Below are 20,876 nucleotides of genomic sequence, written 5' to 3'. Positions count from 1 at the left end.
CCCTCCCCTTCAGGGGAGGGGCTTAATCAGGTCAAGCGAACAGCTTGGCCCAGCCGCGCTTGGCGCGGTCCTTCCAGTGGCCGCGGTGATAGGCGTCGGACGCCAGCAGCGGCATCACCGAGCCCGCTTCCGCGAACACCATCTGCTCGATGCCGGTGTTGACCTTGCCCCAGCTTGCAGCCTCCTGGAGGGTCGAGGACGAGCAGGCGCCGTCGCGGACGTCGGCGACGGTGATCTGCACCGCGTATTTGTGCACCTCGACATTCTCATGGCCCAGGATCTCGGCGCAGACGACGGTATCCTGGATGAAGTTCTTCGGCACGCCGCCGCCGATCATGAGCAGGCCGGTGGTGCCCGCCGCAATCTTGATCTCGGTCAGCTCGCGGAAGTCCGCCACCGCGTCGATCATCAGATAGGGCTTGCCCGCCTTGGCATTGTCGACCTGATGCTTGACTAGCCCGAAGCCGGCCGAGGAGTCCACGAAGGCCGGGCAGAAGATCGGCACGTCATGCTCGTAGGCGAGCTTGACCAGGCTGTTCTCCTTCTTGCCGTGTTCCGAGAGATATTTGCCCATCTCGCGGATGAAGGCGCGGCTCGAATAGGCCCTGGGCTCCAGCTCGTTCGCGATCTGGTTGATCGTGTGGTCGCAGTCCTGGAGCTGCTCCTCGTCGATGTACGTGTCGTAGATACGGTCGATATAGAGCGAGCGCAGCGTATCGTCGTCGGGCACTTCGAGCGCCTGATAATGCTTGTGGCCGAGCCCTTCGAAGAAATCCATGTCGACGATCGTGGCGCCGGTGGCGACGACCACATCGACCATGTTGTTGCGCACCAGCTCGGCATAGAGGTCCATGCAGCCGCCGGCCGAGGTGGAGCCGGCGATCACCAGGACGACGGTGCAGTCCTTGTCGGCGAGCATCTGGTTGTAGATGCCGGTGGCGCGGCCGAGGTCGCGGCTGGTGAAGCTCATATCGGCCATCGCCTCGACGATCGGGCGTGCGTCGAAGCTCCTGATGTCGATATGCTTGACCTGCTTCGAAAGCAGCTCCGCCTTGCGGGTGTCGTTGATCGGCGCGTTGGCCGCTGCCGTCTTGGTGAGGGTGTCGGTCATGGGTTCTCCCATCTTCACATGGCCGCCGTCGTTAAGGGGACGCGGAAACCCGTAAATTCCCCTCCCGCTTGCGGGAGGGGTTAGGGGAGGGGTGTGCCCACCCCAACGGCCCTCCCCCGACCCCTCCCGCAAGCGGGAGGGGGGAGAAGGATTGTTAGGTCTTGCCTATTACAGCTTTACGACGTTCGAGGGCAGCGCCCGTTCCTCGTCGGCGGCGACATAGAGCGAAGTCATCGGCTCGTCGTCGACGATCACGGTCTGGTCCGATCCGAAGCCGTTGAACGCGGTCCGCATCGCCGAGCCATAGGCGCCGAGCATGCCGATCTCGATATAGTCCCCCGCCTGGACGTCGGCGGGCAGCAGGAACGGACCTGCCATGTGATCCATATCGTCGCAGGTCGGGCCGTAGAAGCTGAACTCCACGTCGCGGGCGTTCGATTCCGGCTCGCGCAGGAGCTCGACCGGGAAGCGCCAGCCGATATGCGCCGCATCGAACAGCGCGCCATAGGCGCCGTCGTTGATGTAGAGCTCGGAGCCGCGGCGCCGCTCGACGCGCACGATCAGCGAGCTGTACTCGGCGCACAGCGCGCGGCCCGGCTCGGCCCAGAGCTCGGCCGAATAGGAGACCGGCAGGCTCTCGAACGCGCGGTGGATCGTCGCGAAATAGCGCTCGAGCGGCGGCGGCTCCATGCCCGGATAGGACGAGGGGAATCCGCCGCCCACGTCGATCACGTCGACGGTGACGCCGGCCTCGACGATCGCGATGCGGACGCGCTCCATCGCGTTCGCATAGGCTTCGGGCGACATCGCCTGGCTGCCGACATGGAAGCAGATGCCCAGGGCATCGGCGACCTGGCGGGCGGCCATCAGCAGCGGCTTCGTCTCGCCCGGGCCGGCGCCGAACTTCGACGCGAGGCTGAGCTTCGAATGATCCGAAGAGACGCGCAGGCGCACGCAGAGCGTCAGGTCGGTCGCGCCCTTGGTGCCGCGGACGATCTTGTCGAGCTCTTCGAGGCTGTCGAGGCTGAACACGCGGACGCCATGCTCGAAATACGCCTCGGCGATGGCCTCCTGGGCCTTGACCGGGTGCATGAAGCACAAGGTGGCTTCGGGCAGGGTCGACGAGACCAGCCGCACCTCGGCGATCGAGGCGACGTCGTAATGCGTGATTCCGCTATCCCACAGGATCTGCAGGAGCTCGGGAGAAGGGTTCGCCTTCACCGCATACATCGAGCGGCCCGGAAACTTCTCTGCGAAGAAACGGGCAGCCCGCGATGCGGCGTGCGGGCGAACGAGCGTGACCGGCTGAACCGGACGAAGGGTAGCAGCTAACCCCAGCGCGCTATGATGCTTGTGCAACTCAAGGGACCTCCAAATGCCTTGCGGCAAACATTGACGAAAGCTGCCTTGCGGTTGGAAGTCCCATGGGGCAGCGGAAGGCGGCACATAAGGACGAGTGGGGGGTGTGTAAAGTGATTCTCGGGTCTGGAATTTCATGGCGGGGTGGAAAGTGACAATTGTGCGACAACCGACGCGGGCAGGGGTGCGGGATGCTGCGGCAAAGATTGCAGCGATCCTGCCGCAAACACCTCTATTTACAGCAGAAATTCGCGGGGTTCCGGTCTGCTTCAAGGCCGAGAATCTGCAGCCGATCGGCGCCTTCAAGATCCGTGGCGCCTGGCATCGGCTCACCGCATTGGATGCGGAGGCGCGCGAGAAAGGGGTGGTGGCCTATTCCTCGGGCAACCATGCGCAGGGAATCGCCTGGGCGGCGAAGCGAATCGGCATTCCCGCGGTGATCGTGATGCCCGCCGATGCACCCCGGGTGAAGATCGAGGCGACGATGGCGATGGGCGCCGAAGTGGTCCGCTACGACCGCGCGACCGAGAGCCGCGAGAAGATCGCCGCGCATCTGGCCCATGCCCGCGGCGCCGTGCTGGTGCCGAGCTTCGACGATCCCTGGATCATCGAGGGGCAGGGCAGCGCCGGTATCGAGGCGATGACCCAGATGGTGGAGATGAAGCTGCCCGATCCGGCGCGGGTGGTGATCCCGTGCGGCGGCGGCGGGCTGGCGGCGGGTATCACGCTGGCGCTTCCCGATGCGCAGATCACCGTGGCCGAGCCCGAGGGCTGGGACGACATGCGCCGCAGCCTGGAGGCGGGGTGGATCGAGCCGGTGGGCGACAATCCGCCGCCCACGGCCTGCGATGCGTTGCAGACGAAGGAGGTTTCTCCGCTCACCTTCGACGTGCTCTCGCGGCGCGGGGCTACGGGCGTTGCGGTGAGCGAGGCGGAGATACGCGACGCGCAGCGCTGGGCGGCGGCGCGGCTCAGGGTCGTGGTCGAGCCGGGCGGCGCGGTGGGGCTCGCGGCGGTGCTTGCGGGCAAGGTCGATCCCGAACCGGGCTTGCTGGTGATCCTTTCCGGGGGCAATGCCGATCCGGACGCCTATGCACGGGTGTTGGGATCCAGGGACTAGGGATGGCGAATCGATTCGGCGCGGTGGCGGCCAATGCCCTCAGCTTCGTGCTGCGGCCGCTCGGCTACATCATCTTCGGCTTCCTGATGATGGTCTATCGCCGCGATCCGCGCGCGATCGCCTATTTCGCGGGAGCGGGGCTGGCGATCGCGGCGCTTGTCTACGGCATCAGCCGGCTGTTGTGATGTTCGATCCCCGGATCAATGCGCTGATGCTCAGCATCGCGGTGATCGCCACGGGCGCGCTCGTCTGGGGCGGGGTGACGACGTGGCGCAGGGGCGAGCGGCAGAAGGGCGTGCTGATGATCGTCGCTGCCGTGGTGCTGCTCGGCAATGTGCTGGTCTGGACGGTTTAGGCGAGCGCACGCCTCTCATCCGTCACCCCGGCCGAAGTGCCGGGGGCCACTCATCCTCAAGAGAGCCCCTCGAAGCTCAAGCGGCTCTCCCAGCATCCCGGTGGACCCCGGCACTTCGGCCGGGGTGACGAGGGGGATAAGAGGCGTCGCTATCCCTCCATTGCGGGTATCCGCGCGAAGGCGCTGGGCGGCATGCCCATGTGGCGGCTGAAGGCGGTGCTGAAGGCGCTTGCCGACTGATAGCCGATCGCCGCGGCGACCTGTTCGAGCTGTCCGGAGCGATGGCGCAGCATGTCCCGGGCAAGCGCCATGCGCCAGCGTAGCAGATACTGCATCGGCGGCATGCCGACCGTCCGGGCGAACCGCTCGGCAAAGCTCGCGCGCGACATGCCCGCGTCGCGCGCGAGCTCGACGATCGTCCAGGGATAGGCGACGTCCCCGTGCATCCGCCGCAGCGCGACGGCGACCTGCGCGTCGGCAAGGCCGGCGAGTAGACCATGGGGATGCAGGTCGCGCTCGCCGGGGCGCCAGCGCAGCGCCTCGATCAGCAGGACTTCGGCGAGGCGCTCCAGAATGGGATCGCGCCCGGGCGCGTCGCCGTCCACCTCGTCGCTGATGAGGCGCACGATCTGGCGTAGCCGGTCGGCGCCGGGATCGGAGGAGCGGATATGGATCGTGGCGGGCAGCAGATCGAGCAGGAGCGCGGCATTGCCGGCATCGAAGCGGAAAAAGCCTCCGATCATGCGCACCGGAGCCTCGCCATCGGGATCGCCGTGCCGAAGCTCGCGAAGCCCCGTCGAATCCGGCCCGAGGGGCAGCTTCTCCTTCGCCATGTCCCGATCGCTGGTCAGCGCGAAGGCGGGCGTCGCCGGCATCAGCAGGAAATCGCCGGCCGCAAGCCGCAGCGGGGCGGCGCCCTCGACGGTTAGCCAGCAGGCGCCGACGAGCATGAGGCAGAAGCTCGGATCGCGATAGGCGTCGTAGCGCACGCCCCAGCGCCCCGCGCCGCTGATGCGCTTCGAGAGCAGGGTGCGCGGGCGCAGCAGGTCGATGACGGAGGCGAGGGGATCCATTTCAGACGATCGAGCATGAATTGCAGATGATGCATTATGTATCATCGGGATGTGCGTGGCTAGAGACTTCCTACGAAGGAGAAGCGACATGACGCAGACGATACTGATTACGGGAACTTCCTCGGGCTATGGCAAGGCGACTGCCGAGCTGTTCCTCGAACGCGGCTGGAACGTGGTGGCGACGATGCGGCGGCCCCAGCCCGAACTGTTCGACAGGGCCGGCGATCAGGTGCGCGTCGTCGGGCTCGACGTCACCGATTCCGCAAGCATCGCGCGCGCGATCGACGAGGCTATGGCCGCGTTCGGCGCGATCGACGTGGTGGTGAACAATGCGGGGATCGGTCTGTTCTCCGCGTTCGAGATCACCCCGGCCGAGACCATCCGCGAAGTCTTCGAGACCAACACCTTCGGCGTGATGGCGGTGTGCCAGGCGATCATCCCGTACATGCGGGCACGCGGTTCGGGGATCATCGTCAACTTCACTTCCTCGGCGGGGATCGCGCCGATGCCGCTGGTCGCGCCCTATTGCGCCAGCAAGGCGGCGATCGAGGCGTTCACCGAATCGCTCGATTACGAGCTGAGCAATGTCGGCGTGCGGGCGCGGCTGGTGGAGCCGGGGCTGGCACCGACGACAAGCTTCGCGGCCAATGGCGCGGAGCGGATGGCCGGGCTGCTTTCCGAGCCCTATCAGGCCTATGCCGCGCAATTGTTCGCGAAATTGGGGGACTATCCGTTCGGCTATGCGACCGAGCGGCAGATCGCCGAGGCCGCGTTCGCCGCCGCGACCGATCCGAGCGATCGGCTGCGCTATCCGGCCGGCCCGGACAGCGAGGCGCTCGCCGAGCTGCGCTGGACGACGTCGGAGGAAACCTATCTCTCGCAGATGCGCGAATGGTTCGGGCCGGGCGTGCTGGCCGCCGTATAGGGTAGCACCGAACTGGACTGCGCGGGCTCTGCCGCTAGAAAGTCGGGATGCTCGACTCAGGCAGACTTGCGGAAATCCGCTACGATACTCCCGATTATACGGTGCTGCGCGCCGGAACCTATGTGCTCTGCGCGGTGAGCGGCGAGCGAATCCCGCTCGACGAGCTCAAATATTGGAGCGCCGAATTTCAGGAAGCCTATCGGAGCGCCGAGGAAGCGACCGCCGCGATGCTTGCCGGTGGTGCGCGGAATCTGGCGAAGCGTTAGCGGGATCGGCGCCGGCTGCGCCTCTATCCGTCACCCCGGCCGAAGAAGATTAAAACGCCCTCCATCCGCATGCCGGATGGAGGGCGTTTTCGTTTCAGCGAGGCCGAAAGCTCACCGGATCGGCGAGTTCGGGTCCAGCCGCATGTCGAGATAGCGGTCCACGCTGCCCATCAGCTCCGGCATCTCATGCTCGAAGAAATGGTTGGCGCCGGGGATCGTATCGTGATGGATCGTGATGTGCTTCTGGGTGCGCAGCTTGTCGACCAGCTTCTGCACCGCGCTGGGCGTCACGACTTCGTCCGCCTCGCCCTGGATGATGATGCCCGAACTGGGGCAGGGCGCCAGGAAGGTGAAGTCGTACATGTTCGCCGGCGGCGCGACCGAGATGAAGCCGCGAATCTCCGGACGGCGCATCAGGAGCTGCATGCCGATCCACGCGCCGAAGCTGACCCCGGCGATCCAGGTGGTCGAGGCTTCGGGATGGAAGCTCTGCACCCAATCGAGCGCGGAGGCGGCGTCCGAGAGCTCGCCGACGCCGTTGTCGAACGTGCCCTGGCTCTTGCCGACGCCGCGGAAATTGAAGCGCAGCGTCGCGAAGCCGCGGCGCTGGAAGGTCTTGTAAAGCTCCTGCACGATGCGGTTGTTCATCGTGCCCATCGCCTGGGGATGGGGATGGAGGATCATCGCGACCGGCGCGCGCGGGCGCGGTGCGGGGGCGAAACGGCCTTCGAGACGTCCTTCGGGGCCGGGGAAAATAACTTCGGGCAAGGCGTGTCCTGCTGAATAAGGATCGCGCATGTGGAGCGCGGGGAGTTGGGCGCTATATAGGCAACACGCTTTCTTTCGCAATTGGAACGGACTTGGCGACACGCATCTATCTGGATCATGCAGCGACTACGCCGATGCTGGACGCGGCGATGGCGGCCGTTGCGGAGGGCATGCGCCACTGGGCGAACCCCTCCTCGCCGCATGCCGAGGGCCGCGCGGCGCGGGCGGCGCTGGAGGAGGCGCGGGGCCGAATCGCGGCGGCTTACGGCTGGGCGCACGAGCTGGTGCTGACCGGCGGGGCGAGCGAATCGCTCCATATGGCGCTGACGCGATCGATGGCGGAGCGGCGTCTGATCACGGCGGTCGAGCATGATTCGGTGCTGCGGCATTCCGAGGGTGCGGCGGTGCTGCCGGTGGGGGCGGACGGGATTGTGGACCTCGATGCCCTGCGCGCGGCGCTGCCGGGGACGCGGGCGCTGGTCTGCGTGCAATGGGCGAACAGCGAGACCGGGGTGCGCCAGCCGATCGCGGAGATCGCGGCGATCGTGCATGGGGCCGGCGGCATCCTGCTGATCGATGCGGCGCAGATGCCGGCGCGGGCCGACGATGCGGTGATCCGCCATGCCGATCTGGTCGCGCTATCGGCGCACAAGCGCGGCGGGCCGCCGGGAATCGGGGCGCTGCTGGTGCGGGACTTCGCGACTTTGCTGCCGATGGGCGGGCAGGAAAAGGGCTATCGCGCGGGGACCGAGAATCTGCCGGGCGCGCTCGGCTATGCCGCGGCGGTGGCGATCCCGGAGGATATGCGGCGGCTGTCGGAGCTGCGGGCGCGGCTCGACGGGCTGATCCGCGATGCCGGCGGGGAAGTCGTGGCGGAGGCGAGCGCGCGGACACCGGCGATCGGGGCCTATCGGATGCCGGGCGTCTCCTCGGCGGCGCAGCTCATCCGGTTCGATCTTTCCGGCATTTCGGTGTCGGCGGGAAGCGCCTGTTCCTCCGGGAGCATGCGGCCGAGCCATGTGCTGACGGCGATGGGCTGGAAGGAGCCGGAATTGCGCGAAGTCGTGCGGGTCAGCTTCGGCCGGGCGACCGGCGAGGCGGAAGTGGATCGCTTCGCCGAAATGTGGCGGACGATCGCGGGCGAAGCGAAGGCGCGGGCGGCATGATCTATCTCGATTATCAGGCAACGACGCCGCTCGCCCCCGAGGCGCTGGCGGCGATGCTGCCCTGGCTGGAGAGCCAATATGCCAATCCGCATTCGGCCCATGCCGCCGGGCGCGCGGCCAGGGCGGCGGTGGAGGTGGCGCGCGAGCAGATCGCCGACCTGCTGCCGGGCGGCGGCACCTTCTCCTTCACCGGCGGCGCGACCGAGGCGCTCAACTGGGCGATCAAGGGCAGCACCGGCCCGATCGTGACCTTTGCGACCGAGCATGCCGCAGTGCTCGACACGGTGGAGGCCGAGGCGCGCAAGGGGCGGCAGGCGATCGTGGTGCCGGTCGGAGCGGACGGGCTGCCCGATATGGCGGCGGCGCGGGAGGCGATCGTGCCGGGGACGGGGCTGGTCGCGGCGATGCTGGTCAACAACGAGATCGGGGTGATCCATCCGGTCGAGGAGATCGCCCGTCTGGCGCATGTGGCGGGGGCGCTGTTCCTATGCGACGCGGTGCAGGGCTATGGCCGCGAACTTATTCCCGATGGCTGCGACCTGATCGCGGTATCGGCGCACAAGATCCATGGGCCGAAGGGCGTGGGCGGCCTCTGGATCCGCGACGGGGTGACGCTGGAGCCGCTGCTGCATGGCGGCGGGCAGGAGCCGGCGGGGCGATCGGGCACGCTGTCGCCGGCGCTCTGCGCCGGGTTCGGCGCGGCGGCATTGCTCGCCAAGCAGCGCTTCGGGGCGGACCATGCCCATGCCGAGCAGCTCTTCCGCGCCGCGCTGGAGCATATGGGCGCCGATTGGACGCTCAATGGATCGCTGGGCGAGCGCTATCACGGCAATCTCAACCTCCGCCGTGCGGGGCTGGATGTTGCGCGGCTGATGAGCGACCTGCGCGATATCGCCTTCTCGGCGGGTTCCGCCTGCGCCAGCGGATCGGGGCGGCCCAGCCATGTGCTGCGGGCGATCGGGCTGAGCGATGCCGAGGCCAAGTCGAGCATCCGTATCGGCTTTGGCCGCTACACCACCGAAGAGGAACTGATGACCGCGCTCGACCGCATCACCGCCGCCGCGCGCGGGCAGAAGGTCGCCGCGTGATCCGTGTCCGCTTCGTCAGTGCCGACGGGAATGAGACTCATGAGGTGGCGGCGCCGGAGGGCCATCGCCTGCTCGAAGTCGCGCAGAATGACGGCCAGCCGCTGGAGGGCACGTGCGAGGGGCAGATGGCCTGCTCCACCTGCCATGTGATCGTCGCGGCGGAGGATTTCGCGCGGCTGCCGCGGGCCAGCGAGGAGGAGGAGGACATGCTCGATCTCGCGATGGGCGCGACGCGCACCAGCCGGCTCGCCTGCCAGATCCTGCTCACGCCCGAGCTGGACGGGCTGACCGTGCGGATGCCGCCGCAGCATCGCGACATGCAGGGGCGCTGACCTTCCGGGGAGGGCGAGGCGCCCCGATCGGCCGCGCGTTTGATTTATCGCATTGCCGTGGAACCATCTCCTACCCGTAACGATTTCGCCTGACGCAGGGGGATTCTTGCACAGGAGAGACCGAATGAAGATGATCGCGCTTCTCGCGGCGGCGGCTGTCGCCACTTTTGCCATTCCCGCCACCGCTTCCGCCGCGCCGATTTCGGCCGGCAAGCCCGTGGTGAGCCATGCCGCGGCTGCGGAAGCCTTTGACCAGCGCCGTCACCGCCGGGCCTATTGGCGCACCGTCTGCAAGACCGAGCGGCGTGGGCACCGCCGCGTCCGCGTCTGCCGCAAGGTTCGTGCCTGGCGCTAAGCCAGGAGCGAATGGGAGCGTCCCCGACCCGGACGCTCCCGACCCTTGCCGAGCCGCTCTTGCCTCGATCGAAACCTTCCCCCATATGCGCCGCGGGAGTCGGGCGGACGATGCCGTCGCCAACCCGGTCAGATCCGGAAGGAAGCAGCCGTAACGATTTCGTGTCGGGTCGTTCCGGCTCCCACCTTTCCTCACATTGACAAGCGTTCCGGCCGGGCGGAGTTTTCGCGGCGTGGAATATGCCAGCGTCTCGATCATAGCAGGCAGGCATAAGCGCATGGACGCATCCCGCCGCCTGCGTTGAGGCTTCGACAAACGCCGGGCGGCCGCCTAGATAGGCGGTGATGTCCGAAGAATCCTTCCTTGGCCTAGACGAGCCGCCCCAGCCGCGGCGGGCCGAAGCCTATCGCGTGCTGGCGCGCAAATATCGGCCGCAGACCTTTTCCGAGCTGATCGGGCAGGACGCCATGGTCACCACGCTGGGCAATGCGATCAAGCGCGACCGGTTGGCGCATGCCTTCCTGCTGACCGGGGTGCGCGGGGTGGGCAAGACCTCCACCGCGCGGCTGATCGCCAAGGCGCTCAACTGCATCGGGCCGGACGGGCAGGGCGGGCCGACGATCGATCCCTGCGGCGTCTGCGAGCCGTGCCGCGCGATCGCAGAGGGGCGCCATATCGACGTGATCGAGATGGACGCCGCCAGCCATACCGGCATCGACGATATCCGCGAGATCATCGAGGCGTCACGCTATGCCGCAGTTTCGGCGCGCTACAAGATCTACATCATCGACGAAGTCCATATGCTCTCCAAGGCGGCGTTCAACGGCCTGCTGAAGACGCTCGAGGAGCCGCCGGCGCATGTGAAGTTCCTGTTCGCCACGACCGAGGTGAACAAGGTGCCGGTGACGGTCCTGTCGCGCTGCCAGCGCTTCGACCTGCGCCGTATCCCGGCCGAGAAGCTGGCCGAGCATTTCGCGATGGTCTCCGAAAAGGAAGGCGTCGAAGCCGAGCCCGAGGCGCTGGCGATGATCGCGCGCGCGGCGGAAGGGTCGGCGCGCGACGGGCTCTCTATCCTCGACCAGGCGATCGCGCATGCGGGGCTGGAGGGCGAGGGCGTGAAGGCCGACGCGGTGCGGGCGATGCTCGGCCTGTCGGACCGCGGGGCGATCCGCGCGCTGTTCGGACTGTTGCTGGAGGGCGACGCGCCGGGCGCGCTGGCGGCATTGCGCGGGCAATACGACCTGGGCGTCGATCCGCTGGCGGTGCTGCGCACGCTGCTGGAGACGGTGCACGGGGTGACGCTCGCCAAGCTCGGCACCGAGGCGGTGGCCGGGCAATCGGCCGAGGAATTGAAGGCGCTGGGGGACTGGGCCGCGGGGCTCTCGTTCGCGGCGCTGCATCGGCTGTGGCAGCTCCTGCTGCGCGGGCATGACGAGGTGGCACGCGCGGTGCTGCCGATCGAGGCGTGCGAGATGGCGCTGCTGCGGGTGATCCATGCCTCGCAGCTTCCCGATCCGGGCGAGCTGGCGCGGCAGATCGCGGGCGGGGCGGTGTCCGCAACTGCCGCAGCTCCCCAATCGTCGCAGCCGGCGATGCCCGCGACGATGGCGCAGCTTGCCGAGCATCTGGAGCAGAATCGCCGGCTCCAGCTGGCGACGCAGGTGCGCGACTATCTGCGGCCGGTGCGTTTCGAGGGGACCGAGATCGAGTTTGGTGCGGCGCGGCCGCTGCCCTATGATTTCGTGAAGGATCTCGGTGCCGCGCTAAAGGATACCACCGGCACCAATTGGCGGCTAAGAGTGGCCGAAGGCGCCACGGCGCCGACGCTGCGCGAGCAGCAGGCGGCGAACGAGGCGGCCGAGCGCGAAGCGGTGCTCCGCTCGCCGGTGGTCGCCGCCGCGATGCAAGCCTTTCCCGATGCCGAGCTGATCGGCTGGACCACGACACGGAGCAATCAGGCATGAAGAGCCTCGAAGATATCATGGCCATGGCGCAGAACGTCCAGGAGGAGCTGACCAAGGCCCAGGCCAATCTCGACACGATCGAAGTCGAGGGCGTTTCCGGCGGCGGGCTGGTGAAGGTCAAGGCTTCGGCCAAGGGCCGGATCATCGGCCTCGACATCGACGATTCGCTGCTGAGCCCGAGCGAGAAGGGCATGCTGGAGGATCTGCTGGCAGCGGCCTTCAACGATGCGCGCGCCAAGGCGGATGCGGCCTCGCAGGAAGCGATGAGCAAGATGACGAGCGGCCTGCCGCTGCCGCCGGGTTTCAAGCTGCCTTTCTGATCTGAATCAGGGCCGGCGGAACCATCGCCTTCGCTCTCGGTTGCTTTCGCAGCAATTCGAGGAGGATAGGATGGTTGAGCGCGTAACCGAGCGTAGCGACGGCGTGACTGCCGAGCGCGTCACCGAAACCGGCGGGAGCACCGTGATCGTGGAGCGCCGCGGCAGCGGTGTTGCGCTGGTGGTTGGGCTCGTGCTGCTGATCGCAGTGGTGATCGGCGCGGTGTATCTGTTCAACCAGAACAGTCGCGAGAATCTGAAGACCGATGCGGTCACCCAGGCCGCCGACAAGGTGGGCGATGCCGCAAAGGAGGTCGGTGACACGGCGAAGGATGCCGGAGACGCCATCACCAATCGCTGAAGTTTGACCGGGAGCGTTGGCAATCCCCTCCCGGCGAAGGCCGGGGCCCAGTTTCCACCAAGATCGCAAGGGAGCATCTGCGTCGATCCTGGCCCCGGCCTTCGCCGGGGAGGGGCGCCAGCTCAGAGCGCGAGCGCGATCGGGAGGACGTGATCGCGCGTCATCGGCGCCAGCACGAGTTCAGAAGCACGATCGATCGCGACCCAGCGCGCCTCTGCGATCTCGGCGGCGACGATGGGCTGGTGCGGCGTGGTGAGGTGGAACAACTCGGCCTCCACCACGCGGCCGGCCTCGGCCGGCCTCGTTCGCCGCATCGGCGCGGAAGCGGCCGAGATAGGCGGGGACGGCATCGAGGAGCAGGCCGATCTCCTCCTCCAGTTCGCGGCGCAGCGCTTCGACCGGTGCCTCGCCCGGCTCGATCTTGCCGCCGGCCTGCATGTAGAAGTCCGAGCCGTGCTTGCGGACCAGCAGCATGTTGCCCGCGCCGTCGTCGATCAGCGCGGCGGCGATGTGGATGGGTTCCATCAGCGCAGGCAATTGTCGTAGCCGCTGCCGGCGACCACGCCGATCCGCGCGTTGATCCGGTTGCCATAGCGGCGGGTATAGCCGGCTGGATCTATCGCCGCGCGCTTCTTCGGGAGTGGCAGGACCGCGGCGATCTGGGCGGCCTCGCGATCGGAGAGGCGGGAGGCATCGTGCTTGAAATAGCGCATCGCGCCGGCATTGACGCCATAGGTGCCGATGCCGGTCTCGGCGATGTTCAGATACACTTCCATGATCCGGCGCTTGCCCCAGATATTCTCGATCAGGACGGTGAAATAGGCCTCGAAGGCTTTCCGGACATAGCCGCCGCCCTGCCACAGGAAGACGTTCTTCGCGGTCTGCTGGCTGATCGTCGAGCCGCCGCGGATGCGGCCGCCCTTCTGGTTGCGGGCATAGGCTTGCTCGATCGCCTTCAGATCGAAGCCGTGATGCTGGCAGAAGCGCGAATCCTCGGCGGCGATCACGGCGCGGGCCATGCTGGGATCGATGCGGGAAAGCGGCATCCATTGCCGCGTCGCGCCGTGGCCGCCGACAATGTCGCCCATCATCGTGAAGGTGATCGGCGGCGCGATGAAGCGCAGGATCGCGACCCACAGCACCGAGAGCAGCAGGAAACCCAGCACGATCTTGAGCAGCAGGAAGGCGAGGCGGCGCCACAAGGGAGGCTTCATGAGCCGGGCTTCCGGGAACGACAGGCTTGGGTCACTTGGGGGCGGTCACTTCGGGTTGAAAGGCTCAGCGCAGGGCGGTGCCGTCTTCGGGGCAGAAGCGTGTACCGGGCGGATTGGATCGGCCGCAAGTGGGGCAGGTGATCGGCGGTTCGGGCGGGGCCGCCTTGGCGGCGGCATTGGCCATGGCCTCGCGGACCGATTGCTCCACCGCCGTATCGCGACCGCTATAGCTGAGCCACGCCATCACGCCGGCCGCGACGAGCGCGAGTATGGCGAGATAGAAGCCGAAATGCCAGTCGACCTGGATCATCGCGGCGGCGGTGCGATCCATGCCGGTGGCGAAATCGTTGAGATCGCGCGCCCTGCCGCCGCCGCGCTTCGCCGCTTCGGCGAGCAGCGCGGACTTGCTGTAGCGCATCGTGCCGAGCCAGATCAGCGCGACTCCGGCGGCGCTGGCGGCGGTGAGGACCAGCGCATTGGCCTTGCCCGAGGGCCGCAGCGAGACGATCAGGCCGATGACGATCGCGGCCAGGGCGAGGATGAGCCAGAGGTTCATTTCGGCGCGGCTGGAGGCGCTCGCGGCGCGATTCAGCGGGACGTCGGCGGTGTAGCGGCCAAAGGCGAGGCCGAAACCGGTGGCGGAGATCAGCCGGGTGCCCGAGCAGGAAACCGTCATCCAGGGCAGGACGAACGCGACCAACGCGATGCCCTTGGGAATCTTGATCCACTTCCACATCGCAAGCCCCCTCCACCCGGCGAGGCGGCCAGGCTATGCCCGGCCGCCCGCCAAGTCCAGTTGGCCTCAGACGGCGGCGAGGAGCCGCTTCTCGCCGGCCAGGCGCATCATCGCCTTTTGCAGCTTCTCGAAGGCGCGGACCTCGATCTGGCGGACGCGCTCGCGCGACACGCCATAGACCTGGCTCAGCTCCTCGAGCGTCTTGGGATCGTCGGTCAGGCGACGCTCGGTGAGGATGTGCTTCTCGCGCTCGTTGAGGTCGTCCATCGCCTCGGTCAGCATCGAGTGGCGGACGTCCGCTTCCTGGGCCTCGGCCACGGCCTCGTCCTGCAGGGGGCTGTCGTCCTGCAGCCAATCCTGCCACTGGCTCTCGCCATCCTCGCGCATCGGCACGTTGAGCGAGGTATCCCCGCCCATCGCCATGCGGCGGTTCATCGAGGTGACCTCGTCCTCGGTCACGCCCAGATCGGTGGCGATCTTGGCGAGATGCTCGGGGGACAGGTCGCCGTCCTCGAACGCATCGAGCTTGGCCTTCATCCGGCGCAGGTTGAAGAACAGCTTCTTCTGCGCGGCGGTGGTGCCCATCTTCACCAGGCTCCACGAGCGCAGGATGAATTCCTGGATCGAGGCGCGGATCCACCACATCGCATAGGTGGCGAGGCGGAAGCCGCGATCGGGCTCGAACTTCTTCACGCCCTGCATCAGGCCGATATTGCCCTCGGAGATCAACTCGCTGACCGGCAGGCCATAGCCGCGATAGCCCATCGCGATCTTCGCGACGAGACGCAGGTGCGACGTGACGAGCTGCGCCGCCGCATCGGTGTCGCCATGTTCCTGGAAGCGCTTGGCGAGCATATATTCCTGCTCGGGCGCCAGGATGGGGAACTTCTTGATCTCAGCGAGATAGCGGTTGAGGCTCGCCTCTCCGCCAAGTGCGGGGATCGTCGCCGGGACGTTGCTGCCGCTAGCCATGATCCAATCTCCCTTTCACGAGGGGCACAATGCCACAGGGGCGTAGTGCCGAAAATTATACAAAGAGGTTATCGAACAGTTCCTGCATGTCCGAAGGCATTTCGCTTTGGAACGCCAAAGCGTTACTTTTCACGGGGTGGATGAACCCGAGATGTGCGGCATGCAAGGCCTGCCGGTGGAAATTCAAGGTTGCCAAAAGCGCACGATGCCCGCGCGAAGTTCCGTATACGGGATCGCCCAGCAACGCATGGCCGATCGATGCCATATGGACGCGGACCTGATGCGTCCTTCCGGTTTCGAGCCTGCATTCCAGAAGGGCTGCATCCCGAAGTTCGCGGATCTTGCGCCAATGGGTGATCGCGTGCCTGCCGCCATTTCCCTTAACTATCGCGATCTTCTTGCGATTCTGGGGCGAACGGGCGAGCGGAGCATCCACTGTGCCCGCGGAAGTTTGCACCCGGCCCGAGACGATCGCCTTGTAGCGCCGGTCGATCGAGTGCGCCTTGAACTGCGCGGCGAGGCCGACATGGGCGCGATCGGTCTTGGCGGCGACCAGCAGCCCCGACGTATCCTTGTCGATCCGGTGGACGATGCCGGGCCGCGCGACGCCGCCGATGCCCGACAAACTTCCGTGACAATGATGCAGCAACGCGTTGACCAGCGTCCCGTCGAGATTGCCCGCCGCCGGATGGACGACGAGGCCCGCGGGCTTGTCGATCACGATCAGGTGCTCGTCCTCGAACACGACGTTCAGCGCGATGTCCTGTGCTTCGTTGTGCGCGGGCCTGGGCTCGGGCACCGCGACGCTGAACAGCGCGCCGGCCTGGGCCTTGCGCGCGGGATCGCGGGCGAGGCCGTCGGGGCCGGTCACCTGACCGGAGGCGATCAGCACCTTCAGCCGCTCGCGCGAGAGCGCCGGCACCGCGTCCGCCAGCGCGCGATCGAGGCGCCAGCCATTGGCCGCCTCCGCGATGCGCGCTTCGATGATGGAAACCCCTTGATTCATGTTTTACCGTAAATGGGGATGCGGATGACCATTTCAAGATCTGTACTGATCGGTATTCGACGGTTTTCCGCCGATGCTGCGCCGCTTGAGGCGTGCGGGCTGCTGTTCGGCGACGGGGTGGGGATAACCGGTTTCCGGGCGACGGGGAATGTCGCGGAACAGCCCGAGACGCGGTTCGAGATCGAGCCGGGCGCGCTGTTCGCGGCGCTGCGGGCGGAGCGGGCGGGTGGGCCGAGAGTTGTAGGGTATTGGCATTCGCACCCGAGCGGCGATGCGACGCCTTCCGCTACCGACGCGGCGATGGCGGCTCCGGACGGGAAATTGTGGCTGGTCGTGGGGGGCGAGACGGTGACCGCCTGGCGGGCGGGGGAGCGCGGGCTGCATGGGCGGTTCGAGGCGGTGGCGCTGGAGATCGCATAATTCTTTCTCCACGCTCCCGCGAGGGTGAGAAGGATGCGATCGATAGTGCATTGCGCTTGACCCTCACCCAACCCTCTCCCGCGAGCGGGAGAGGGCTAAGAAGGCTGGAAGTGGAACGTTTCGGCCCCGCAACACGTTGGCATTCCAGAACCATATCGGAGAGGTATCGCCATGTTGTGGACTATCGTCGTTATCCTGGTCGTGCTCTGGCTGCTGGGCTTCTCGCTTCATGTCGCCGGCGGGCTGATCCACATTCTTCTGATCGTCGCGCTCGTCGTCGGGCTGATCCAGCTTTTCTCGGGACGGCGGGTAGTATAGCGGCTGGTTTCCCCGACATTAGGCGTAGCTTGCAGCATCGGCGTGGCTGCGCCTAAGAAGCCCGTTGGGGAAGCGGAGCCATATCCTTGAACATCAGCCCGACCGAATTCGCGAGCCTGCTTTGCTCCAGGCTCTGCCACGACCTGTTGAGCCCGGTCGGGGCGCTCAACAACGGTCTCGAACTGCTCGCCGACGAGCATGATCCCGAGATGCGCGCGCGCTGCCTGGAGCTGCTGAGCGAGAGCGCCAAGGCTTCGGCGAACAAGCTGAAATTCTTCCGGCTGGCCTTCGGCGCGGCGGGCGGTTTCGGCGAGACCGTCGATACGCGCGAGGCGCAGGCGGCGATCGAGGGGCTGTTCGGCGACAATCACCGGGTGAAGATCGGCTGGATGGTCGAGGATCCGGTGCTGCCCAAACAGGCGATCAAGGTGCTGCTCAACCTCGCGCTGATCGGCGGCGACGCGCTGATCCGCGGCGGGCAGCTCGATATCGGCGCCGAGATCAACGAAGGCCAGATCGAGATCGTGGTGCGCGCCGACGGGCCGCGCATCGTGCTCGATCCCGAGCTGCGCAGCGCGCTGGCCGGGGGCAAGGACGAACTGCCGATCACGCCGCGCGCGGCGGCGGCATATCTCGCGCATGCGCTGGTGACGCAGGGCGACGGCGTGCTGCAGGTGAGCCCGCCCGATTCCGAAGTGCTGCTGTTCGGCGCGCAGTTCCGGGTGGGTTGAGGGCTCCAAACCCCTCCTATCAAGGATGAGGCGTTTCGGGCTGCGGGCTAACCGCGAATTAACCCTCTAACCCCCATTGTGGTCCCTGCAAATTTGCTCCGGGGCCTCATGGACGACCTGTTACAGGAATTCATCGCCGAGACGCGCGAGACGCTCGAGGCGCTTTCAGGCGAGATCGTCGCCTGGGAAGCGCATCCCGGCGACGGCGCGCGCCTGGATGCGATCTTCCGATTCGTGCACACGGTGAAGGGAAGCTGCGGCTTTCTCGACCTGCCGCGCCTGGAGCGGCTGGCCCATGCCGCCGAGGGCGTGCTGGCGCAGGTGCGCTCGGGCGAGCGCGAGCCGGATCGCGGGCTGGTGAACGCGGTGCTGGGCGTGGTCGACCGGATCGGCGAGCTGGTCGAGGCGATCGACGCGGGCAACAGCGTGCCCGACAGCGGCGAGGAACTGCTGATCGCGGCGCTGGCCCAGGGATCGGATCACGTCGCGATGCTGTCGTCGGCGAATGTGCAGCGCGCGCCGTCGCGCAGCGTTCGCCTGAACGTCGAGCTGCTCGATCGGATGATGTCGGGCATGTCGGAGATGGTGCTGGCCCGCAACGAGTTGGCGCGGCGGCTGCGCCATGGCGATATCGATCCCGCGATCGAGGCGGCGCTGGAGCGGCTGTCGCTGACCGTCGGCGAGATGCGCGATACCGTCACGCGGACGCGGATGCAGAAGATCGACGCGCTGTTCTCCGCGCTGCCGCGCATGGTGCGCGATACCGCGGCGGGGCTGGGCAAGTCCGTGACGCTGCATATCGAGGGATCGGACGTCGAGCTCGATCGCGAGATGATCGAGGTGATGCGCGATCCGCTGGTTCATATCGTCCGCAACGCGATCGATCACGGCATCGAGGCGCCGGCGATGCGCCGCGCGGTGGGCAAGCGCGAGAATGGCCGGCTGAGCGTCGCCGCGCGCCAATCGGGCAACCAGATCATCGTCGAGATCGCCGATGATGGGCGCGGCATCGATACCGAGCGGCTGATAAAGAAGCTGGCCGCGACCGGCGGGCGCAGCGAGCGCGAGCTGATGGCGCTTTCGGAGCGGGCCAAGCTCGATCTGATCTTCCAGCCGGGGCTTTCGAGCAAGGACGAGGTCTCCGAGGTTTCTGGCCGCGGCGTGGGCATGGACGTGGTCCGCGCCTCGATCGAGCAGATCGGCGGCCGCGTCGAGCTCGACAATGTGCCCGGCAAGGGGCTGCGCATCGCGATCCATGTGCCGCTGACGCTGTCGATCATCTCGGCGATCGTCGTGGGTTCGGGCAACCAGCGCTTCGCGATCCCGCGCCAGTCGATCGAGGAGATCGTCACCGAGCGCGGCGAGGCGATCCGCATCGACGTGTTGGGCGGAACCCAGGTGGCGACGGTGCGCGAGCGGCGGATGCCGCTGCTCGACCTGGCGAACCTGCTGGGGCTGGAGCGTGGCCCGCGTTCCGAGCAGCATGGCGGCAGCCAGATGCTCGCGATCGTCAGCGTGAGCGAGGGCAGCTATGCGCTCGCCGTCGATACCGTGCTCGACAATGAGGAACTGGTCATCAAGCCGGCGTCTCCCGCAGTGATGACCACCGGGCTCTATGCCGGCCAGACGCTGCCGGATTCCGGCCTGCCGATGCTGCTGCTCGATTGCGCGGGCATGGCGAGCGTGGCGGGGCTCAACTTCAATCGCGACGCGGATCACGCCTTCGACGAGGCCGAGGAAGCCGCCGAGGCGCCGGGCGTGCCGGCGCTGCTGTTCTGCGACCTGGACGGGATGCGCCGCGCGGTGCCGCTCGCGGCGGTCGACCGGGTCGAGCAGGTGCTGGCGGAGCAGGTGCGCTTCGCCGCCGGACGCTTCCGGCTGGCGATCGACGGACGCATCCTGCCGCTGGCCGCGCAGGGCGAGATCGAGGGGCGGCGCAAGCTCAACGTGCTGCGCCTGAAGGACGATGCGACCGAAGTGAGCTACGCGATCGACGAGGCGCTCGACATCATCATCCTGCCGCGCGAGATCGCCCCGGCGCGCGAGGCGGGGCCGGTGGCCGGGGTGATGCTGATCGACGGCGAGCAGGTCGAACTGCTCGACGTGCTCTGGGTGTTCGACGAGCATGCCGATCGCGAGGTCGAGGACGATGCGCCGCTCTGCCTGATCGCGGGCGACCAGGACGGGTGGATGGCGTCGTTCGTGCGGCCGCTGCTCGAATCCGCGGGCTATCGCGTCACCGCGCAGCTTGCCGCCGGGGAGACTCCGGCGGTGGTGCTCTCCTCCGAGGATGCGCCGATGCCGAGCGAGGCGGGTGCGCCGATCGTGCGCCTGCGCCGCCGCCGTGCCGCGAAACAGGGCGACGACAGCGTCTATCGTTATGATCGCGCGGGGCTTCTCTCCGCGCTCGAGGCCCGTGTGGCCGGAAAGGCTGGGCAATAATGGCGCATCTCTATCTGATCGCGCAGATCGCGGGTCGTGCGGTGGCGATCGATTCGGACCAGGTGGAGTCGGTGGTCGATATCGGCGAGGTGACTGCGGTGCCGCGCGCATCCGGGCATGTCCGCGGGCTGGCGGCGCTGCGGAGCCGGGTGGTGACGGTGGTCGATACGCAATCGGCGCTGGGGCTCGATGCTGGCGGCCAGGCGAAGCGCGCGGTGATTACCCGCGTCGAGGGGCATCATTATGCGCTGCTGGTCGATTCGCTGGACGATGTGGCGCCGTTCGACCTGTTGCCGCTGGCGGGCGGCATCTCGCTCGACGCGGCGTGGCGCAGCGCGGGGCGCGGGATCATCGAGCGCGACGGCGAGCCGATCCTCGCAATCGACCTGGCATCGCTCGTTCCGGGCTCGACCGCTCTACAATGAGATTATCGGATTAACGCGAAGATTACGCCTTCGGGGTAAAAGGGCTGTCCAA

26 protein-coding genes and 1 other RNA gene are annotated in these 20,876 nt (G+C 67.2%); 18 read left to right on the top strand and 9 right to left on the bottom strand.

The window, feature by feature from the left end; genetic code table 11:
- Positions 1 to 31 precede the first annotated feature (31 nt).
- Both HB724_RS05690 and HB724_RS05685 read right to left on the bottom strand, forming a co-directional pair.
- A complete protein-coding gene (locus HB724_RS05690; RefSeq protein WP_213979944.1) occupies positions 32 to 1,111 on the bottom strand; it encodes a deoxyhypusine synthase in 1,080 nt (359 codons plus the stop codon).
- Positions 1,112 to 1,279: 168 nt separating this feature from the next.
- A complete protein-coding gene (locus HB724_RS05685) occupies positions 1,280 to 2,470 on the bottom strand; it encodes a type III PLP-dependent enzyme (protein WP_213979943.1) in 1,191 nt (396 codons plus the stop codon).
- A 151-nt stretch (positions 2,471 to 2,621) separates the two neighbouring features.
- On the opposite strand from HB724_RS05685, the gene HB724_RS05680 reads away from it, so the two are divergent.
- Genes HB724_RS05680 through HB724_RS05670 form a run of 3 tightly spaced genes read left to right on the top strand, consistent with a single transcriptional unit; the run spans position 2,622 to position 3,945 of the window.
- Positions 2,622 to 3,590, top strand: a complete 969-nt coding sequence (locus HB724_RS05680) for a threonine/serine dehydratase (protein ID WP_346344672.1) — start codon at positions 2,622 to 2,624, stop codon at positions 3,588 to 3,590.
- 2 nt (positions 3,591 to 3,592) lie between these two features.
- Complete coding sequence (locus HB724_RS05675) at positions 3,593 to 3,775, top strand: hypothetical protein (protein WP_213979941.1); 183 nt, start codon at positions 3,593 to 3,595, stop codon at positions 3,773 to 3,775.
- Positions 3,775 to 3,945, top strand: a complete 171-nt coding sequence (locus HB724_RS05670; RefSeq protein WP_213979940.1) for a hypothetical protein — start codon at positions 3,775 to 3,777, stop codon at positions 3,943 to 3,945. The genes HB724_RS05675 and HB724_RS05670 overlap by 1 nt, the downstream gene beginning before the upstream one ends.
- A gap of 149 nt (positions 3,946 to 4,094) precedes the next feature.
- Here HB724_RS05670 and HB724_RS05665 read toward each other — a convergent pair whose 3' ends face one another.
- Positions 4,095 to 5,018 (bottom strand): AraC family transcriptional regulator, encoded by a 924-nt coding sequence (locus HB724_RS05665; protein WP_213979939.1) that lies wholly within the window; start codon positions 5,016 to 5,018, stop codon positions 4,095 to 4,097.
- Between the two features lie 88 nt (positions 5,019 to 5,106).
- On the opposite strand from HB724_RS05665, the gene HB724_RS05660 reads away from it, so the two are divergent.
- Together HB724_RS05660 and HB724_RS05655 are read left to right on the top strand one after the other, a co-directional pair.
- Complete coding sequence (locus HB724_RS05660; protein ID WP_213979938.1) at positions 5,107 to 5,943, top strand: SDR family oxidoreductase; 837 nt, start codon at positions 5,107 to 5,109, stop codon at positions 5,941 to 5,943.
- A gap of 47 nt (positions 5,944 to 5,990) precedes the next feature.
- The gene (locus tag HB724_RS05655; protein ID WP_213979937.1) at positions 5,991 to 6,209 is read left to right on the top strand and encodes a DUF2093 domain-containing protein; all 219 of its coding nucleotides are present in this window, start codon (positions 5,991 to 5,993) and stop codon (positions 6,207 to 6,209) included.
- A 111-nt stretch (positions 6,210 to 6,320) separates the two neighbouring features.
- Here the strand turns inward: HB724_RS05655 and HB724_RS05650 are convergent, their stop codons facing one another.
- Entirely contained in the window at positions 6,321 to 7,079 is a 759-nt protein-coding gene (locus HB724_RS05650) for an alpha/beta hydrolase (RefSeq protein WP_346344671.1), read from the bottom strand.
- Between HB724_RS05650 and HB724_RS05645 the strand changes: the two genes are divergently transcribed.
- The 8 genes from HB724_RS05645 to HB724_RS05610 all read left to right on the top strand — a co-directional run bounded on the left by HB724_RS05645 (position 7,070) and on the right by HB724_RS05610 (position 12,560).
- A complete protein-coding gene (locus HB724_RS05645) occupies positions 7,070 to 8,143 on the top strand; it encodes an aminotransferase class V-fold PLP-dependent enzyme (RefSeq protein ID WP_213979935.1) in 1,074 nt (357 codons plus the stop codon). The two genes, HB724_RS05650 and HB724_RS05645, sit on opposite strands and share 10 nt — an antisense overlap.
- The gene (locus HB724_RS20435) at positions 8,140 to 9,231 is read left to right on the top strand and encodes an aminotransferase class V-fold PLP-dependent enzyme (protein WP_213979934.1); all 1,092 of its coding nucleotides are present in this window, start codon (positions 8,140 to 8,142) and stop codon (positions 9,229 to 9,231) included. The genes HB724_RS05645 and HB724_RS20435 overlap by 4 nt, the downstream gene beginning before the upstream one ends.
- The gene (locus tag HB724_RS05635) at positions 9,228 to 9,563 is read left to right on the top strand and encodes a 2Fe-2S iron-sulfur cluster-binding protein (RefSeq protein ID WP_213979933.1); all 336 of its coding nucleotides are present in this window, start codon (positions 9,228 to 9,230) and stop codon (positions 9,561 to 9,563) included. Before HB724_RS20435 ends, HB724_RS05635 begins: the two co-directional genes overlap by 4 nt.
- Before the next feature lie 124 nt (positions 9,564 to 9,687).
- Positions 9,688 to 9,918 (top strand): hypothetical protein, encoded by a 231-nt coding sequence (locus HB724_RS05630; RefSeq protein WP_213979932.1) that lies wholly within the window; start codon positions 9,688 to 9,690, stop codon positions 9,916 to 9,918.
- Positions 9,919 to 10,009: 91 nt separating this feature from the next.
- An RNA gene (gene ffs / locus HB724_RS05625) (signal recognition particle sRNA small type) lies at positions 10,010 to 10,107 on the top strand.
- Positions 10,108 to 10,262: 155 nt separating this feature from the next.
- Entirely contained in the window at positions 10,263 to 11,882 is a 1,620-nt protein-coding gene (locus tag HB724_RS05620; RefSeq protein WP_213979931.1) for a DNA polymerase III subunit gamma/tau, read from the top strand.
- Positions 11,879 to 12,202, top strand: coding sequence for a YbaB/EbfC family nucleoid-associated protein (locus tag HB724_RS05615; protein WP_213979930.1), 324 nt, complete (start codon positions 11,879 to 11,881; stop codon positions 12,200 to 12,202). The genes HB724_RS05620 and HB724_RS05615 overlap by 4 nt, the downstream gene beginning before the upstream one ends.
- 70 nt (positions 12,203 to 12,272) lie before the next feature.
- Positions 12,273 to 12,560 carry a hypothetical protein gene (locus HB724_RS05610; RefSeq protein ID WP_213979929.1) on the top strand — a complete coding sequence of 96 codons (288 nt, stop codon included), beginning with the start codon at positions 12,273 to 12,275 and terminating at the stop codon, positions 12,558 to 12,560.
- Between the two features lie 180 nt (positions 12,561 to 12,740).
- On the opposite strand, the gene HB724_RS05605 is transcribed toward HB724_RS05610, so the two are convergent.
- From HB724_RS05605 to HB724_RS05585, 5 genes are all read right to left on the bottom strand, one after another.
- Complete coding sequence (locus HB724_RS05605; RefSeq protein WP_213979928.1) at positions 12,741 to 13,085, bottom strand: NUDIX domain-containing protein; 345 nt, start codon at positions 13,083 to 13,085, stop codon at positions 12,741 to 12,743.
- Positions 13,085 to 13,774, bottom strand: coding sequence for a monofunctional biosynthetic peptidoglycan transglycosylase (mtgA, locus tag HB724_RS05600; RefSeq protein WP_213979927.1), 690 nt, complete (start codon positions 13,772 to 13,774; stop codon positions 13,085 to 13,087). The genes HB724_RS05605 and mtgA overlap by 1 nt, the downstream gene beginning before the upstream one ends.
- Before the next feature lie 64 nt (positions 13,775 to 13,838).
- Positions 13,839 to 14,510 (bottom strand): zinc ribbon domain-containing protein, encoded by a 672-nt coding sequence (locus tag HB724_RS05595; protein WP_213979926.1) that lies wholly within the window; start codon positions 14,508 to 14,510, stop codon positions 13,839 to 13,841.
- Between the two features lie 66 nt (positions 14,511 to 14,576).
- Positions 14,577 to 15,482, bottom strand: a complete 906-nt coding sequence (rpoH, locus tag HB724_RS05590; protein ID WP_213979925.1) for an RNA polymerase sigma factor RpoH — start codon at positions 15,480 to 15,482, stop codon at positions 14,577 to 14,579.
- A gap of 55 nt (positions 15,483 to 15,537) precedes the next feature.
- A complete protein-coding gene (locus HB724_RS05585; protein WP_213979924.1) occupies positions 15,538 to 16,488 on the bottom strand; it encodes an RluA family pseudouridine synthase in 951 nt (316 codons plus the stop codon).
- Between the two features lie 24 nt (positions 16,489 to 16,512).
- Here HB724_RS05585 and HB724_RS05580 point away from each other — a divergent pair, with 24 nt between their 5' ends.
- The 5 genes from HB724_RS05580 (at position 16,513) to HB724_RS05560 (ending at position 20,824) form a co-directional block, all read left to right on the top strand.
- A complete protein-coding gene (locus HB724_RS05580; RefSeq protein ID WP_256731346.1) occupies positions 16,513 to 16,908 on the top strand; it encodes a M67 family metallopeptidase in 396 nt (131 codons plus the stop codon).
- Positions 16,909 to 17,079: 171 nt separating this feature from the next.
- On the top strand, positions 17,080 to 17,226 hold the full coding sequence (locus HB724_RS05575) for a lmo0937 family membrane protein (RefSeq protein ID WP_213979922.1): 147 nt from the start codon (positions 17,080 to 17,082) through the stop codon (positions 17,224 to 17,226).
- Between the two features lie 86 nt (positions 17,227 to 17,312).
- The gene (locus HB724_RS05570) at positions 17,313 to 17,957 is read left to right on the top strand and encodes a histidine phosphotransferase family protein (RefSeq protein WP_213979921.1); all 645 of its coding nucleotides are present in this window, start codon (positions 17,313 to 17,315) and stop codon (positions 17,955 to 17,957) included.
- Between the two features lie 108 nt (positions 17,958 to 18,065).
- On the top strand, positions 18,066 to 20,399 hold the full coding sequence (locus HB724_RS05565; protein WP_213979920.1) for a chemotaxis protein CheW: 2,334 nt from the start codon (positions 18,066 to 18,068) through the stop codon (positions 20,397 to 20,399).
- On the top strand, positions 20,399 to 20,824 hold the full coding sequence (locus HB724_RS05560) for a chemotaxis protein CheW (protein WP_213979919.1): 426 nt from the start codon (positions 20,399 to 20,401) through the stop codon (positions 20,822 to 20,824). The genes HB724_RS05565 and HB724_RS05560 overlap by 1 nt, the downstream gene beginning before the upstream one ends.
- The last annotated feature ends 52 nt before the right edge of the window (positions 20,825 to 20,876 follow it).

This window comes from Sphingomonas sp. dw_22, assembly GCF_018449795.1.
GTDB lineage: Bacteria > Pseudomonadota > Alphaproteobacteria > Sphingomonadales > Sphingomonadaceae > Sphingomonas.
Note: the sequence above shows the minus strand (reverse complement) of the source record. Positions and strands in the feature narration are given on the sequence as shown.